This is a genomic window from Nostoc sp. NZL, from assembly GCF_015714705.1.
Taxonomy (GTDB): domain Bacteria; phylum Cyanobacteriota; class Cyanobacteriia; order Cyanobacteriales; family Nostocaceae; genus Nostoc; species Nostoc foliaceum_A.
Genome location: NZ_WBKL01000072.1, coordinates 31,855 through 49,115, shown reverse-complemented (window position 1 = coordinate 49,115; position 17,261 = coordinate 31,855). Strand labels below are relative to the sequence as shown.

The 17,261-nt window shown below is 41.4% G+C and carries 16 protein-coding genes; 12 read left to right on the top strand and 4 right to left on the bottom strand.

The genetic code is table 11. The annotated features are described in order from the left end of the window. Positions 1-29: 29 nt before the first annotated feature. Positions 30-1,028, bottom strand: a complete 999-nt coding sequence (gene galE, locus F8R90_RS10895; protein WP_196510749.1) for a UDP-glucose 4-epimerase GalE — start codon at positions 1,026-1,028, stop codon at positions 30-32. A 473-nt stretch (positions 1,029-1,501) separates the two neighbouring features. On the opposite strand from galE, the gene F8R90_RS10890 reads away from it, so the two are divergent. After that, positions 1,502-2,155, top strand: coding sequence for a hypothetical protein (locus F8R90_RS10890; RefSeq protein WP_196510748.1), 654 nt, complete (start codon positions 1,502-1,504; stop codon positions 2,153-2,155). 362 nt (positions 2,156-2,517) lie between these two features. After that, positions 2,518-4,269 (top strand): ABC transporter ATP-binding protein, encoded by a 1,752-nt coding sequence (locus F8R90_RS10885; protein ID WP_196510747.1) that lies wholly within the window; start codon positions 2,518-2,520, stop codon positions 4,267-4,269. A gap of 66 nt (positions 4,270-4,335) precedes the next feature. On the opposite strand, the gene F8R90_RS10880 is transcribed toward F8R90_RS10885, so the two are convergent. Then, positions 4,336-6,138 (bottom strand): endonuclease, encoded by a 1,803-nt coding sequence (locus F8R90_RS10880; RefSeq protein ID WP_196510746.1) that lies wholly within the window; start codon positions 6,136-6,138, stop codon positions 4,336-4,338. A 225-nt stretch (positions 6,139-6,363) separates the two neighbouring features. On the opposite strand from F8R90_RS10880, the gene F8R90_RS10875 reads away from it, so the two are divergent. Next, positions 6,364-7,113 carry a DUF4886 domain-containing protein gene (locus F8R90_RS10875; RefSeq protein WP_196510745.1) on the top strand — a complete coding sequence of 250 codons (750 nt, stop codon included), beginning with the start codon at positions 6,364-6,366 and terminating at the stop codon, positions 7,111-7,113. Positions 7,114-7,208: 95 nt separating this feature from the next. Here the strand turns inward: F8R90_RS10875 and F8R90_RS10870 are convergent, their stop codons facing one another. Continuing rightward, on the bottom strand, positions 7,209-7,784 hold the full coding sequence (locus F8R90_RS10870) for a hypothetical protein (RefSeq protein ID WP_196510744.1): 576 nt from the start codon (positions 7,782-7,784) through the stop codon (positions 7,209-7,211). A gap of 124 nt (positions 7,785-7,908) precedes the next feature. Here F8R90_RS10870 and F8R90_RS10865 point away from each other — a divergent pair, with 124 nt between their 5' ends. From F8R90_RS10865 to F8R90_RS10830, 8 genes are all read left to right on the top strand, one after another. Beyond that, complete coding sequence (locus tag F8R90_RS10865) at positions 7,909-8,928, top strand: hypothetical protein (RefSeq protein WP_196510743.1); 1,020 nt, start codon at positions 7,909-7,911, stop codon at positions 8,926-8,928. A 136-nt stretch (positions 8,929-9,064) separates the two neighbouring features. After that, complete coding sequence (locus tag F8R90_RS10860) at positions 9,065-9,739, top strand: HupE/UreJ family protein (protein ID WP_196510742.1); 675 nt, start codon at positions 9,065-9,067, stop codon at positions 9,737-9,739. A 173-nt stretch (positions 9,740-9,912) separates the two neighbouring features. Further along, positions 9,913-10,476, top strand: coding sequence for a hypothetical protein (locus tag F8R90_RS10855; RefSeq protein ID WP_196510741.1), 564 nt, complete (start codon positions 9,913-9,915; stop codon positions 10,474-10,476). Positions 10,477-10,556: 80 nt separating this feature from the next. After that, positions 10,557-10,943, top strand: a complete 387-nt coding sequence (locus tag F8R90_RS10850; RefSeq protein WP_190889823.1) for a DUF2358 domain-containing protein — start codon at positions 10,557-10,559, stop codon at positions 10,941-10,943. Between the two features lie 226 nt (positions 10,944-11,169). Further along, complete coding sequence (locus tag F8R90_RS10845) at positions 11,170-11,334, top strand: hypothetical protein (RefSeq protein WP_196510740.1); 165 nt, start codon at positions 11,170-11,172, stop codon at positions 11,332-11,334. Positions 11,335-11,340: 6 nt separating this feature from the next. After that, entirely contained in the window at positions 11,341-12,087 is a 747-nt protein-coding gene (locus F8R90_RS10840) for a transposase (protein ID WP_331000639.1), read from the top strand. Between the two features lie 246 nt (positions 12,088-12,333). Further along, positions 12,334-13,092 (top strand): circadian clock KaiB family protein, encoded by a 759-nt coding sequence (locus tag F8R90_RS10835; protein ID WP_230966241.1) that lies wholly within the window; start codon positions 12,334-12,336, stop codon positions 13,090-13,092. A gap of 977 nt (positions 13,093-14,069) precedes the next feature. Further along, positions 14,070-14,675 carry a DUF4360 domain-containing protein gene (locus tag F8R90_RS10830; protein WP_196510737.1) on the top strand — a complete coding sequence of 202 codons (606 nt, stop codon included), beginning with the start codon at positions 14,070-14,072 and terminating at the stop codon, positions 14,673-14,675. Positions 14,676-15,105: 430 nt separating this feature from the next. On the opposite strand, the gene F8R90_RS10825 is transcribed toward F8R90_RS10830, so the two are convergent. Beyond that, on the bottom strand, positions 15,106-15,732 hold the full coding sequence (locus F8R90_RS10825; protein WP_190894865.1) for a CPP1-like family protein: 627 nt from the start codon (positions 15,730-15,732) through the stop codon (positions 15,106-15,108). Positions 15,733-16,308: 576 nt separating this feature from the next. Here F8R90_RS10825 and F8R90_RS10820 point away from each other — a divergent pair. Beyond that, positions 16,309-17,028, top strand: a complete 720-nt coding sequence (locus F8R90_RS10820; protein ID WP_196510736.1) for a response regulator transcription factor — start codon at positions 16,309-16,311, stop codon at positions 17,026-17,028. Positions 17,029-17,261: the final 233 nt, after the last annotated feature.

The following is a 17,261-nucleotide window of genomic DNA, read 5'->3' as shown; positions in this document are numbered from 1 at the left end:
GCCCCCTGCCCCCTGCCCCCACTCCTTTCCTACTTATGTCGCTTTTGATGCCACTGCCACGCATGAGCGACAATATCTTTGATGGATGGATACTGAGGTTGCCAACTTAAAATTGTTCTGGCTTTCTCACTGGTGCCAATGAGAATTGGGGGATCGCCAGGACGGCGATCGCGTTCTTCTACTGCTATAGAATGTCCTGTCACCTGTTCGGCAGCTGCAATTACTTCTCTGACAGAGAAACCGCTGCCATTACCTAAATTAAAAACTTCGCTATCGCCACCTTTTAATAAATATTCCAATCCCAAAATATGGGCATCTGCTAAGTCGTTAACATGAATATAATCACGAATACAAGTACCATCGGGCGTGGGGTAATCGGTGCCGAAAATTGAGATAGATTCTCGTTTACCTAAAGCTGTCATCAGCACCAAGGGAATCAAATGGGTTTCTGGATTGTGATCCTCGCCGAGTAAGCCACTGGGATTAGCGCCAGCAGCATTGAAATAGCGGAAACGCACTGATTTAAAACCATAAGCAACATCAAAATCAGAGAGAATCCGCTCTACCATCAGCTTTGTAGCGCCATAGGGATTAATCGGATTTTGAGGATGAGTTTCTGGAATGGGCACGAATTCCGGTACCCCGTAGGTGGCACAGGTAGAAGAAAAGACAAATTTCTTTACAGATGCTGTCAGCATCGCTTCTAACAGGGTTAAAGTACCAACAACGTTATTGCGGTAGTATTTGGCTGGGTCAGTTACCGATTCTCCTACGTAGGCATAGGCAGAAAAGTGCATTACAGCCGCAATATCATGGGTTTTAAATAGGTGATCTAGCAAGGCGCGATCGCCTGTATCCCCTACTATCAGTTCTACCTGTAAAACCTTTTCTACTAGGTCATGATGCCCATAGACCAGATTATCAAGTATCACAACGTTATAACCCGCTTGCTTCAAAGCAAGCACCGCATGGGAACCAATATATCCAGCTCCCCCAGTTACCAAAATGCTAGGCTTTCCAGGCGACATAGTTTTTCCTTTTGAGTGGATTACTCAATTAATTTAGTTTACCGGTGCCACATTACTCTTCTGGAAAATTATAAATAATAGACGCAGTGTCAAAAAATTGCACTAAAATCACTACGACGGTAGTCATTAGGTGTGAGGTTTGAAGTATTTTAAGTCAAACAGTGCGATTACAATTTGACAATAAAATAAATCCATTTCCCGAAACCTCTAGGTTGACCCTTACGGGTGACGCTTCTAGCGTCGCGATCACTAAGAAGTCGCCAGTTGTTTTATCCAGGGAATTCATACACGGCAGTTCCTCTTGGGGAGCCACTGCGTTCGTTACCGGGGTTTTCTCGGTTGTACTCCTAGGTCAAAGCAAGCTAGGCGCAGCGTCTCCAAAAGGAGAAGCATGTGGCGTGGAAACCCCTATAAAGGTGGACTGTCTTATCACCACACTGGCTCACTGCACCAGAAAATTTGAGAGTTAATCTATGTTTCTATTGTTAAGCCGAGTACTGCTGTGGCTGCTGATTGGTACTATCGTATATTCTCTGTTCCAGCGATTTTATCCCTCTGGAACTTTTGTAGGGCGATTAATCTTAGTCGTTATCTTAGTAATCGTAGCCCTATCATTTCTGAACCCCAATGAACCTGCTGTGGCATCGTTGTGGAGGATGTTATCTTTTCCACTCAAGCCTCTAGGAGCCTCTGTTTTACTGATGATTCTTGCGGCTCAAAAAATCAAAGGAGGTGGGATAGAGAAACCAGGAGGATACTTGATAGGTTGGGCACTGACGATTTTGTTGTTGGCAAGTACACCAGCAGTCGCCTATTTCCTTTATCGGGCACCTCTAGCAATGACGGGTGAAACCTATGTAGCAAGCGCTACATCCACATCTGGGACACTGGTGGCATTAGGGCAACCAACCACCACAGCGAACATCTCAGATGTAACTGGGGATAGCATTCTTTCTTATAATTTGAGAGTGCCTCCCTACCTATTACAAGGAAATCCTCAAGATATTCGCACACGCGGTTTACGACTTGAAGACTTTGTACCGAATTCGGAAACATTGCAATTGACAACAAGAACTTGGGAAAGTTATCTCGTTGAAATTTACAGGTTCTTGCGTGTTCAGCGGTAATAAAGTTAAAAAAGAAAAACTTGTCTGGTTAACTGAGATGGTAGCTGGATTTGCGCCGTGTTGTACTAGTACTCTGGCAAGGCAACTTTAGTGGGTTCGTAGTAAGTGCTTGAGCGCTCAAGCCAAGGACTAAGAACTTATTCACCCATTAAAGTTGGTGTGGTGGGCTACTAGTAGTCCGCCAAGTCAACAATGCTTGGTTTGTAGTGAGCGCTTCAGCGCTCAAATTAAGGACTAAAGTCCTTACTACGAACTTATTCACCCATTAAAGTTGGTGTGGTGGGCTACTAGTACTGAACGGCAATAACTATCCCGTTGGACTAGCAGTTAATCTAAGATGATAAAGTTGCAAAATTGCTTTAATGGCAAAATCTCGACGAATCGCTAAACTCAGTGCTTACCTACGACCCCATTGGCGAGAGGCCTCCTTAGGGATTCTCGCTTTATTGTCTGTCAATGCACTGGGCGTTTATATTCCTTGGTTGATTCGTGCTGGTGTTGATAAACTTTCGACAACCTTTAGCTGGAACCAAATACTACATTACGTAGTAATCATTGTCTTGCTCAGTTCGGCGATGTGGCTAATGCGGATGGCATCCCGTATTTGGCTATTTGGGGTGGGGCGACAGGTAGAATTTGACCTGAAACAACGGATTTTTGAACACTTACTCAAGCTGGAGCCGGCTTATTTTGCCAGCAATACTGCTGGTGATTTGATTAATCGAGCTACCAGTGATGTGGACAATATCAAGCGTTTATTGGGTTTTGCAGTCTTGAGTTTGGCAAATACAGTGTTTGCCTACGCCCTGACACTGCCAGTAATGCTGGCGATTAGTGTGGATCTCACACTAGCTTCCCTGGCAGTGTACCCTTTTATGCTCTTGTTAGTGAGTCTGTTTAGCGATCGCTTACGCAAACAACAAGCAGCAGTTCAAGAGCAACTCTCTGACATCAGCGAACTCATCCAGGAGGATATCAGTGGCATTGCCTTGATTAAAATCTATGCCCAAGAAGCAAACGAGCGTCGAGCTTTTGCCAAGAAAAATCAGCAGCTATTGACTGCTAACCTGGAACTGGCAAAAATTCGAAATACACTGTTTCCGCTAATTGGTGGGCTAGCTAATGTCAGTTCACTGGTGATCATCTGGCTAGGGGCGGCGCGGATGTCTTCTGGAACCCTTCAAGTTGGCGACTTTTTAGCACTGTTAATTTATGTAGAGCGTCTAGTTTTTCCCACAGCCCTTTTAGGATTCACAATTACTGCCTACCAACGGGGTGAAGTTAGTATCGATCGCCTTGAATCTATTCTCTCTGTCACACCGAAAATTCAAGACGCAGCCGATGCCATACATTTACCAATGGCTCAACTTAAAGGGGAAGTGACAGCTAAAAATCTCACTTATACTTACCCTGGTGCCACTACTCCAGCTCTAGAAAATGTTAACTTTACCATTGCTCCTGGAGAAACCGTTGCCATTGTTGGAGCAATTGGTTCGGGGAAATCTACTTTGGCGAATGCTTTGCCGCGCTTGTTAGATATTGAATCAGAACAATTGTTTTTAGATGGGCTAGATATTACTAAGATCGCTTTGGCAGATTTACGAGGTGCGATCGCCTACGTTCCTCAAGATAGCTTTCTATTTAGTACTACAATCAAAAATAATATCCGCTATGGCGATCCAATTAGCGAACAAGAGCAGATAGAATCTGTCGCTAAACTTGCCCAGATTGAATCAGAAATTAACAATTTTCCACAGCAATACGACACTCTTGTGGGTGAGCGCGGTATTACTCTTTCTGGCGGTCAACGACAACGTACTGCCTTGGCTAGGGCTATGCTGGTTAATGCTCCAGTATTAATTTTGGATGATGCCCTCTCTAGCGTGGATAATCAAACAGCCACGCAAATCCTCAAAAATCTCTCTGGTGGTACAGAGCGCAAAACAGTAATTTTCATTACCCATCAATTATCGGCGGCGGCGGCTGCTGACCGGATTTTTGTGATGGAAAAAGGAAGAATTGTTCAGACAGGCAATCACTTACAACTAGTGCAACAAGAGGGTCTGTACAGAACTTTGTGGAGCCAGCATCAGGTTGAAGAATTACTGCATTAGAGTTTTGGCAAAAAAGCATATTTCATTGCATGAAGGGGCGCACAACTAGCTATGCGCCCCTTCTCTTTAGGAATTACAGTATGCCCGTTCTGCTAATGTGGCATCTAACACAAATGGATTGTCATTACCTTGAAATTTAGCGATCGCATTACTGCGTTCTATTTCAGTAATATCTGGGGGATCTTGCTGATTCCATTTACACAAAGTCTGGCGCTGATTCTGAAAGTAATTTCGGTCTACTCTCTCAGCCTGATTCCGATAGATAGTGTAAAAGTAGAACATTGCCCTAGCTATATCCCCTTTTACTTTTTCTCTCGGCTCAAATTTAGCAGATGCTGATTCACTAAACTCGTCAATTGCACTAGTAGGAATTGTCGATTGAACAGTATCATTTCGATACCATTTCTTAGTAACTGTGTCGGCTATATCATCGAAGGGTTTATTGCCTCGCTCACTATTAATATTTTCTCGTGCAGGAAATAGATGGTGAAGATCGCTTCGGGAATTACCCTTGTCAGCACCTTTACTCTGTGGCCAAACATGTTCGGTATTCAGCCCTAATTTGTCAGCTTCCTGACTAGGATCGCCACTGCCAGTTAGACGAATTGCATAACTAGCATAAATGTCTGTCACAATGCCTGCTCGGTTATCAATAATGCCAAACATTTGGTCTCTTGCCCGATCATAATTCAAGACTTTGCTAGGCGTATACTCCTTAGCTAGTTCATCAACTAAAGCGAATTTGGATAATTGAGGCAATATAATTGCCGAATCATTCACGGGAGTGGGTTGGCTTACGGGAGGGATGGTGTCAGAGGTGGACTGGTTAGCAGGTAATGTAAACGCGGCAATCACAGGATCATGGTCGCTGACAGGTCTACTAAAGCCAACGTTGACATGTACAATGTCAATTTCTGGTTGAGCAGCACGAGAAAGATTTTCACTGACCAATAAATGGTCAATCAGTTGAGGATTCCCACGAAATTTGTAAGTAAACTGATCGCTAAGAGGTAAACGAACCGTTAGATTTTCAAGAATGTTACCCTTCAAGGTCTTCAAAGGTAACGAATCTGGTAAATCGTTTAAGTCACCCAGTACAATTACCTTGGCTTGCGGGTCAACTTCTAGTAGTTGCGCTACAAATTCATTAACAATTTGGGCTTGCTTGACTCGTTGAGCATCGCTGGGAGAACCTCCAAGTTTAGAAACAAAGTGATTCGCAATAATAAACAGTTTTTGATCGTTAAATATAAATTCTGCCGCAAGTGGTTTACGACTTTGCTCGAAAGCATTATTTGTGGGATCAATGCGACCTGGGTTGAGCGAGAGGTCAAGACCATTTGAATCTTGAGTAATAGCCACAGCATCTAATGAACCACCTCTTCTGGGCAGTTTTGCTAGAGTTATCCGGCTGGGTCGAAATAAGAAACCGACACGGATATTGCCTCCAGGTTCTCCACCATCTTGATCGTCGCTGGGCGCAATATCAACAAAGTCGTATGCTGGACTACCAATATTTTCGAGCGCTGCAATCAGTTTTTGGTAAGTCTGATTTGCATTTACAACGTCATCATTGATTGGCCCGTTGTTATCCTGAACTTCAATTAAACTGATGACATCTGGTGCGTTCAAATTATTGAGAATAATTTTGGCAATATTCTCAAAACGTCGATCCTTAGGGTCTAAATTCTCTACATTAAAAGTTGCAACAGTCAATACATCCTGTGAATTTTTTAGAGATGTTGTTTCACGTTCTGTAACTGAAGGTAAAGGAGTTGGTAATTGAGCTATGAGGCTAGCTTGCAGTGGACTAATCGATGCTAAGAAGACGAGAGCAATACTAAGTAGTAGCAATTTGAGAAATTTCATACTCTCTACCAATGAAGGTATTTCTAGATTAGTCTTCTTTTTAATAGAGTTCAGTTAAGACAAGCTTTAGCTTAGGTAAAACTTGTGCTTTATTTAACGTATACAAATTTATAAAAATCAGAACTATTTTCTGAAAAAGTCTGTCCAACAATAAATTATGCTGCAAAAGTTTCAGGGATGATGATAAACACAAAGATAGTATATGTATGTTTATTTCTCTTTTTGATGATTGTTTTGTTTCGGTTTATAAAGAAGCCGGTTGAGGCAAATTCTGTTGAAGTAGCTCAACAGCAGACAATCAGAGTTTTATTTATTGGCAATAGCTATACCTATGTCAATGATCTTCCTTGGTTGACACAACAGTTGGCTGAGTCGGCAAAAGAAACTAAAAAGCTCGAAACTGAAATGGTTGTGGTTGGTGCAGCTACCCTCAAAAGCCACTGGAAAAGTGGTAAAGCACTCAGGCTACTAAAAGCGAAACGATGGGATTACGTAGTACTCCAAGAGCAAAGTACTTTACCAATTACCAATCCCAAGGAAATGTACAAGTACGCCAGTCTGTTTGATGCCGAAATTAAGCGAGTGAATTCCCAAACAGTGTTCTACTTGACTTGGGCAAAGCAAAATCAACCAGAAACGCAACAGATATTGACTGATTCATACATGAAAATTGCTAGAGAACTGAAAGCCAAGGTTGCACCTGTTGGAATAGCTTGGCAAAAAGTTCAGGAAGCAAATCCGAAATTAAACCTTTATAGTTCTGATCAAAGCCACCCTAGTCCCATTGGCTCATACGTAGCAGCATGTGTATTTTATACAACTTTTTACCAAGGAAGTCCGGTAGGGTTGAGTCGTCGTATATACAGTAGCCAATTTAGTACGCCACAAGAGGGCAACAGATTTGAATTGGAAAGTTTAAGTGAAACAGATGCCCAAACAATTCAAAATTTGGTTGAGTACATTGTCAGAAATTAGTCATCTAAATTTAGGCCTTCCAGATACAACTTCCTTCGCTCAGGAAATTCTTTTTTAAGAGTTAGTGGAGAAGCCAAAAGGATGTAGGATACCTCTCAGCTTGTCCATCTTACTAATTGTTGCTCCAAAACTTGTACAAAACCGATCGCAATTTGAATTAAGGGCCAGCCTACTAAACAAATAAATGTTGCTCCTCGAGTAGTAATATCTAACCCTTGGCGGACTGCGACAATTACCGCTAATAAACTCCACAACGCCAATATAAGCTCAATTGGTTGTCCTAGTAAGGGAATGAGAGTTAAAAAATTCAGTACTTGCGGTGCATAGGCAAAGCCTATCGGAATAAGTAAGTCACCGTAAGTAGGATCGATGGGTTTGAGCCATTGCCCAATCTTGAAAATTGTGAATGTCCAAAAATAGTATCCTGCAACAATAGCGATCGCATCAATCAAAAGACCCGTCAAAAGTACAAAAACCGTAGCTCGATTTATTAATAAAATTACGCCACTACCTATGGCATGAGAAATAGCAGCCAGAATGACAATACTTAGAGCTAACCTCTGGTTTGGCTGTGTATTGCGAGCATTTTCATAGAAGTCGCCATTCAAAGCTAGAGCATACCAAAGTGTATGACACAAACCTTGCCTTGATTTTTTATTATTACTACTCATTTTTTCTAACTAATGAGGGATGACAAATTACAAAAAACAGAATTTTATAAAATGAGCAATTAAAAATCAAAGCTTTAAGCTTAAGATTATTTTATTTATTAACTATATAAAACAATAATCTCAAATGCGTAGAATTGGCGGACAAATACTGCTATGGTTGCAAAGTGGAACATTAAGACTGTTGGTATTAGCAGGGATAATACTTCTTGCCTGGGGAACTTTTGCCCCTGTGGGAACATTGGTATGGTGGTTGAGTCAAAGTTCTGAAAGCTTGGGGATTAAGAAAGATCCAACGAAAAAGTTACCCAGAGATAACCGTTCGCTGGAAGTTGACAAATCGAAAAATATTGATTGCTATATAGTTTTTTTACCAGGAGTAGGAGATTTCTCTGCCAACCAATTAACTCTAGGCGAAGAAATTTTTTTAAATAAATTAGAGCAAATTCATCGTAATTGTGTAACAGTGCGGGATGTTTTTCCTTACTCCGCTGCTAACGAAAGTTTAGGAGGGCAACGGTTATTAGCACCTCTGTGGAGTGCAGCTGAAAAAGGAGATGGTTTGTTCTCTAATACAGATGTTTTAATTAAAATCCGTAATCTCTGGCGGTTTGCTATTTCTGCCGATGACCGTTATGGACAGATTTATAACTTGGGAATTGCGAATGCGATCATCGATCGCATGAATGCCGTATATCCTTTATCCAAACGTCCTAAACAAGGGCTGAAAGTGATTTTAGTTGGAACCAGTGGCGGAGTGCAAGTTGCTCTTGGTGCGGTTTCTGATCTCGAACAGTGGCTAAATGCTCAATTAATTGTTGTTTCAATAGGTGGTGATTTTGATGGCGAAACAGGCTTTGATAAAGTTGACCATGTGTACCAACTTGTAGGTAGTCGAGACTGGATTGAAGATATTAGCCAGATTGTATTTGCTTCACGCTGGCCAATTACAGTAGGTTCACCTTTCAATCAAGCTCGTCTTCAAGGACGTTATACAGTTATGAAAACAGGCCCTCATGCTCATAGTGGATCTCAAGGTTATTTTGGTACAACAACAATCGGGCAAAGCCAAACAACTTATGTAGAATTAACACTCGAAAAAGTGAATAAACTGCCAATTTGGTCTAATCGAAATCAACGGCAATAGTCTTGACGGTACAATAGCGATCGCCACAAACGGCCAAACGGCATAAAACTCACCAAATATCAATCTTTAACCACGTTAGTTTTTTTGGATAGGTGGGTAGTATAAATTACCGAAAAAACTAATTTGGCAGATGGTAATGTTCACAACTAAATTATCACAATCCCGTGCTTGGGGGGAACTTCCGACCTTAAATTTAATGCATCGCCATATTGGGGCGATCGCAGTTCTAATTTTAATTAGCTTACTGAGTTCATTGAGTGGAACACCGGATCGTCATACCATCTCTAACTGCTGGGAAGGTTTACTCTGGGGACTGGCAGATCCAGTAATTGGCTTGGATTGTTTAATTGGGATTATTGCTATTGGTTTACTCTCATCTGTGTTTGTTCGTGGCGCTGCGATCGCTGGATCTTTTGTCTTAGCAGCAATCTTGGGGATTGTAATTCATTTATTCCAGCTAAATTTCCCAGGCACAGAAATTGCGCTCGCAATTTCTACCATCGTTTTTGGTACTATGCTGATGATGCCAAATCAACCAAACTTTATAGTACTTGCTCTAGTGGGTGTCAGTGCTGGTTTATTTCAGGGTTACGCTGATGCTGAATCTATTATTGGGGCAGGAATAATGCCACTAATTGCCTATATACTAGGCATAACTTTAACTCTGTTTGCGGTTGTCATGAGTGCTAGAGAGATTGGTGGTGCAATGGGTATGGGAGAAATAAACCGAATTTTACCCTCTAAAATTAGTATTGCTGGCTTCGCTTTCTGTGCGATCGGCATCGTGTTTTTGAGAAACTCGCTCATTTAAATCATATATTTCAATATTGCCATTCAGTGGAATACATTCATTTGTGGGGGCGTACAGTTAAGTGTAGGCCCCCACTACGTCTTCAGACTGAAAGTTGCAACCAACTCAACGTTCTAGTGAATAAGCTGATGCACCTCTGCGCTAATCTAGAGGCTATATCTAAACAAAAGCTTATGACACCTGAAGAAATTGCAGCTACTCTAACAGAATTGTTTGGCACATCGGCTGTTGGTGCAATCGCTCCTGGATCGTGGCAAGTCGACACCTCTACTTTTCGGCTATTAGTGCTGCTTTCCGAAGATAAGACTTGGCTGCGAATTTTACTACCTATTGTGCCCGTAGAAGAAGGGCAACCATTTTTAGAACAGTTCCTAGAAGCTAACTTTGATGACACTCAGGAAGTACGTTACGCTTTGTATGAAGGGGTAATTTGGGGAGTTTTTCAACACAACAGTGACACTTTAGTGGGTGCGGATTTGTCCAATGCAATTAACCGACTTGTATCTCTCTATGATGCTAGATTAAATAATGTTTTTAATCGACTAATTGAAAGTCGCGTCCGGCAAATTATTCAGGCAGCAAAACAGCAAGGGCAATCTCTGCAAGCTACTATGCAAAGCTTAGAACGCTTTTACGCAGAAGGATTCATGGGTGAAATAAATCAAACTACAGAGGCGCGAGAAGAAGTTTTAGCTGCTTGGCGACATCAATTAGAACGTTTATGGAATGAGAGTTGATTACATACAATTTTAATCGGGATTTATATCCGCGCCACATTGACATAATTAAAGTAGTTTACAGATATATCTATAAAATCATGGATATCATTGAAATCCTCAAAGAAGACTATCAAAGATTCCCAGTAAATCAAACTTACAGTATTTACGCCCCAGACGTTTATTTTCAAGACCCGCTGAATAAATTTCGTGGCGTTAAACGTTACAAAGAAATGATTAATTTTATCCAAACTTGGTTTTTAGATCCCAAGATGGACTTACATAATATTCAACGTTTAGGAGACACAATAAAAACTGAGTGGACACTCAGTTGGAATACTCCTCTCCCCTGGAAGCCACGGATTTCTATTCCTGGTTGGAGTGAATTAGGTATTAACTCTGATGGTTTGATTGTCTCCCATGTCGATTATTGGAATTGTTCACGCTTAGATGTGGTGAAGCAGCATCTATTTGCTGCAAAAATGTAAACAATTAAGGCTTGCTCTAATTCTCTGCTTACAGCCTTCTTCATCTATTTGAATCACAATTCTTTGTAGGGGCACGGCAGTGCCTATTGGTGTCAACTTAACGTAAAAGCCAGTCTCTAACAAGCTTTTAGAGATTGACTCTTGTCTCGTTCCCAGTCTGAGACTATTGGTGACAACTTAAGAAAAAGGTAATGTTGTCAAGAGGTGCATTTCTAGGAAAAAAGTGATGGGGAAGGCACGGGTAGGAAATCCAGACCACAAGCGATCGCGAAATATGCCCGCAGTAGAAAACGAAGTGCTGGCAGCGCGGATGGAAGAGCTATTAACATTGAGAGTTTACAAGAAAAAAGCTGTTTACTCGCCGGAAAAATCTACGCCATTGTGGATTTAACAACCCATTTACCAGTACAAATTCGATTCGAGGAAAATCCATATTGTTCGGATGCTCCCGATGTGGGGTTGGTTACGCAGTCGTACACCAACAGCAACTTTATTGATCTTTGATAGAGGTTTTTATGATTTTACTGAGTTTGCGGCACTTGTTACTCAAGGTGTTGCTTGGATAACTCGACTAAAAAAAGCCAGCTACCGCGTCCAAAAAACCTTAAGTCATACGCCAAAACTTGTTGACCAAATCATTGAATTGGGGCACAAACGGGGACGGGCAAAGCCAATAGTTGTGCGTTTGATAGAAATCAAGTGCGGTAATACTTGGTATAAGTACATTACCAGTGTTACTTGCCCAATGGAGTTACCTCCCGATGTAATTGCTGACCTCTATAGTCGAAGATGGCAGATTGAAACTGCATTTTGTCTGGTGAAGCGGTTATTAGGACTTGCCTATTTGTGGACAGGTTCTCTTAATGGCATCAAGCTTCAAATCTGGGCTACTTGGTTGTTTTATGCTGTTTTACTTGATGTCGCTGATGCTGTAGCTGATGAACTTGCTATTGAAACTGACAAAATTTCCCTGGAAATGTTATTTCGCTCTTTTTACCACTTTCACTATGCTTACAATCACGGGCTTGCTACTGATCTGATTGCTTACCTTGTTTCTCCCAAAAATCGAGATTTGGGAATTGTTAAATATCAACCCAAATCCCGACAGCAACCCACTTTGAACTTATCTCCGCACCCCACTTGACATTTTGACGCTCACTTTAAGTTGTCACCAATAGTCTCAGACTGGGAATGCGAATTCAGAGGCTCCGCCTCCAATTTTAGCGGTAGCCGCCCAATTAAGATTGTTTCTAGTCAGAGACTAGAAACGAGATTTACATGTTTTTTAATAGGTTCGCAATTTTCTAGCTGATCCTGGTTGCGGTTATAGCTAAGGTAAAAGGTAAAAGAGAGAACTTTTACTTTTAGCTTCCTAGCCTCTGTGAATATCTTGACGACAAACAAACTATCTACACCCCAGTTGTTTAAAGGCATTGCGCTATTTACACCTGGAGGAGATTTAATTTATTGCATCGACCCTAGCAAGCAAGGTCGATGGCACTTGCATTTGTGCTCGGCTTTGCAAGAAATCCTAGATTTGCCAGAGCCGCCGCATTTTTTAGTGCCTTGTTATACTGCTACTATTGACAACTGGTTAGATCCACGCACTCAACAAGTGCGAACTTTTGCTGAAGCTTATCCAGCTGTAATTAGACATCAAGCTTTGCTTAATGCCATTTTTGGCACAGGGGAATTAGTATGGCAAGCTGCTCCCTGGCAAGAGGGGTTGTGCGATCGCATGGTGTTAACAACTTATCGTTCCTCATTTTCGCAGCTTTGGGAGGATCATGACTTAATTGTTCGTCTAGACCTTTCTGATCCTGTGCCAAAATACCACCAGCCAGTAATAGTACAAAAAAAGGAAGTAATCACTCAAGGCTATGTTCTGCGCTTGTTTGTTGCAGGACATAGCAGTACCACCGAACGCATTCTGCAAAATTTACACGAATTGTTGGAGCGATCGCTCGGACATCCTTATACTCTGAAAGTGATTGATGTTTTAACTCATCCAGAACAAGCAGAACTCAATCAGGTTTCTGCAACTCCCACCCTTGTCAAAGTTTGGCCGCACCCAATTCGGCGAATCGTTGGAGAGTTGGATCATGTAGAAAAGATTTTACAGATGTTAGCTGCTAAGGAAAAATTTTAAGTTTTATAACGATATCATCATAGAAAGTGCGTAGATGTCGCCCAACCCAGGCATCGCTTTAAGGTCAGCTAGGTACAGTTTGGTGCATCGTGGCAAATTTAGGGTTAAAAGTGAAACGCAGAGGTTTGAGGGGTGGCAATTGTTTTCGCTAGGAATAAAAGAAAGTCTGTAGTTGAGCTTAAGGACTTGACGGCTGTATAATCTTTCAAATATCCGCGCAGCTTATGTAGAATGGCTTTCAGATATTTTCGTCTAGCACAATTGCCACTCTTTATGTTAGAATTTTGCACCCCGCGCTATTAAACCTTAAAAACCAAATAAGGCAGGGTTTTCAGAGAGAAGCGATCGCAATCAACTAGAATCCTTATTAGAGATTGAAACTGGTGGCTCAAGTGATTCATCGTAAAAAATAGAAAATCGCAATCAACTAAAATCCCTATTAGGGATAACGATCGCATATCAGTTGTTCGGGTATGTCCACCGCGTTTAGCTGGTGGAATCAAAAGAGCTAAAATTGCTCATTCTGAGTCACTAAGGTCTGTAGAATAAGGCTTTCGCATTATTTACTATGTAGATATACTGCATAAACAGTATAGTATCGTTGCGTTTTTACCTGATGACCCTCCTTTAGATTTACTTTATAAATAGCCTCTTAGCAATACCTGGATTTCTCGCAAGTGGAAAATCCAGGCATAGTAAGTCATGTAAAAAGTTAAAGGTGAATTTCACCTGACGAGGGTAACTTAGTTTACTGGAGTTCGAAAATGATTAATAACCAAGAAATACCAAGTAGAGTTCAAAAATACTGAATGCAAGACATTATTACTCAGTAAATATACTTTGTATTTGAATCTTACAGTTATTCTTCTACAGGATTGTTTCCCCTTTATCTTTTATGAATAGCCTCAGAGATTTCCGAAATTGGTCGCATCCAATTTGGATTTAATACTATTGAAAATACTCAAGACAGGTGAGTGATGAATAATCAAAACTTCAAGAAAACATCTAACAACTTTATAAAAGCTTTTCTGGCTGCGGCTACACTGATGACGGCTTCTATCGGCCCTGCTTTTGCTAACGACAAAGTTGAAATTTTAGGTGCAGAATATGGTGGTAACGGTTGCCCTGAAGGATCTGCTAGTGTGGGTGTGAGTCCCGATGGCCAAGAGCTAAGTATTCTATTTGATAAGTTTATAGCTCTGGGGAATAAGACAGCAGAAAGACGCAAAAGCTGTAACTTGAGCATTCCGATTCAAGTACCTCAAGGCTTTCAAATTTCCCTCTACGATGCTGATTATCGGGGCTATGTTGCTCCCGCCACAATTGGCAGACTAAGAGCAGAGTACTTTTTTGCTGGTCAACGTGGCCCTGTTTTTTCTAGGACATTTAACGGCGAAAGAGACTACAACGTTCGAGATCAATTAGTGACTGTGGCTGATGTCTGGTCACGCTGTGGCGACAGTGTAAATATGCGGGTGAATGCTGCGATGACCGCCAATGGTCAAGGGATGGCGACTGTTGACTCCTTTGACCTCGCCCACCGTGGTTTGGTTTATCACATCAAATATCGCAAGTGTATTTAGGTCTTTTTAAAGCAAGGAGCAACCAAACTCTTAGCTTTGGAAGGGTGTACCTGAACCGGGACAACACTAACTATTAAGTCCCGAAATAAACCTCCTCTGTTTAAATTCTGCTCTGGGCGCAGGCCAGAGCAGTTTTACTTTTTAGCTATCTTGGTATAAAAATCTTCATCGGTACGTTTAAAACTAGGTCGCTGTATCAAGCTGTTGATATCTTGTCGAAAATACTATTTTCTTTGTTAACTAACCTGCGGAATATGGATTTAGGTTTCAACTTTAGGGTTTTCAGCCAACATTTTTATAATCTAATCAGCATTCAGGTTGAAAATTAAAATAGGAGTCAGAAAAGGTATTCTGACTCCTGATTTTATTATTTAAGAAGAACACACATAAACCACGTCTTCTTTATAGAAACTTGCTTACCAGTAGCAATTTAGCGTAGAAAGCTACTAACCAACCACAGCAATATAAACGTCACTACAGTAGAGAACTGATTGGTTCCCAGACTGGCAAATGATATTTGTGGTAATAGCCAGCTAGCAACTAGTCCCCCAGCGATTAAGCCAATTATTAAACTGACCAGGGTGAACAAAACTGCTCTGCCAAATTTGCCTTCCTTACGATTGAGAAAGTAAATACTGGTGCCTACCCCAACTACCAATGCTAACTGCAAAACCTGATCGCCTCCCTCTGGATAAAACAGGCTAATAGAACTCAAACCAAGAAACCAAGCTCCTGGTAAGAGTATATCCGCAGGCGTTGGCTGATCCAGCATGCGTTGCAGCCATGCAGGTGACTGCTCGCGAGGGGTTGGACTTTCTTTTGGAGGCGATTGCACGCGCAATTCGGGAAACCTGATACGCTCAGGGACTTTAATTTTACCTTCCTGGCGCATCCGTAAGCGATCCATTAAAATCGCATCGTAAGCTGCTTCAATTACTTCTAAATGCTTGGCATCGCCACTATGTTGCTCGAATAGGCGATTACGAGCATCCTGAATTTCATCGAAGCTAGCCTCTTCTGATACCCCAAGTTTTTCGTAGGGATTTTGATCGCTCATGGGAGTTTGTTACTTCAGCCTCAGTCAGCGGCAGTCTTTTGTCGAAGAAAAAACAGCTTTAGGTTTTATTTTGATCGAAACTAAAGTCTCGACCTATTTTATGCCCTACCAGGATAGTAGCACGGGTTAGTTTGATCGACTTTGTAATTTCAACTATAGTCACTTTAACATATCACCATAACTCCGTGTATACCCTCATGTCGTTGCCTAATTCTGGCTCTAATCTAGAATTTGAACGGAGAGTACCTAAAACACATAGTTTTTATGAAGAAATCAACTTTTCTGTTTCAAATTTGGCAACTTACTGTGCCCTAATAGAGTTTTTTTTAATTATACTGAATAATCGCTTGTGGTATATAACCGCATATCGATTTAAAATTGAAACGTTTTAAGTTACCACCTAACTGGGATCAAGAACGTGTCTTGGTGTCAAGAACCTGATTAGAGTATTTATTTTTGAATGATCAGGATTCTCATACCGTAGCCATGTAGATTCTTAGTTAGTCCTAAAGTGGCAACTGCGTTTTTACGCAACCCTCTTGTTAATCTTACGAATTTTTGTGCAAAGTAATGGTCATGGCTCCTGCCAAGATTCTTGTAGTAGACGACGACCCTGCGGTTCGGAATTTAATCCAACGCTTTCTGATTAAGCAGAACTATCAGGTAGAGGCTGCCGAAGATGGAAAGACAGCCTTAACTCTATTTGAGCAATTTAACCCCGATTTGGTGATTCTAGATGTGAATTTACCAGATATCACTGGGTTTAACCTCTGCCAAGAGATGCAAAGTCGTAATGGTGTGTTTGTTCTGATGTTGACTAGCCGTGCTGACGAAGCTGACAAAATTCGCGGCTTTGCTAAAGGTGCTGACGACTATCTCACCAAGCCTTTTGGGCTAGGAGAGTTAGAAGTCAGAGTCGGAGCTATTTTGAGGCGTCAACGAGTGATAACTACTGCCGAGCAAAAACGCTTGGTATTTGAAAAGCTTATGATTGACCCAGTGCGACGGGAGGTGGCACTTAATAACCAAGCAGTACCTTTAACTGCTCTGGAGTTTGACTTGTTGCATTTTTTAGCCAGTCATCCAGGTCGAGTTTGGCGGCGTGCGGAGCTAATCCAAGAGGTATGGGACTATGAATATGTCGGCGATCAACGGGTTGTAGATGTCCATATCGGCCAAATTCGCAAGAAGATTGAAATTGATGCTAGTCAGCCAGCATTAATTCAAACTGTACGTGGTGTTGGGTATAAGTTTGAATCTCCTGCTCATCCCCAGCAATTGGAAGCTAAATCCTGAGTCAACAGTCTAGAGTTTTTTAACTCTTGACTGTTGACTCTTGGGGGAGAAATTAGTGAATTTCTTTGGCTTCGGTAAAAGACAAATTTTAGACAATCAAAATAGATAGATATTCCTCAAATACAGACCAGGCAATTATTTGAGATATTTATTTATCTGTTTGAGACAGTGGGCAGGAAGGAGAGTCCACTGGAAAATATTTCTTTGCATCTGACTGTTTTGGTAGATATAAC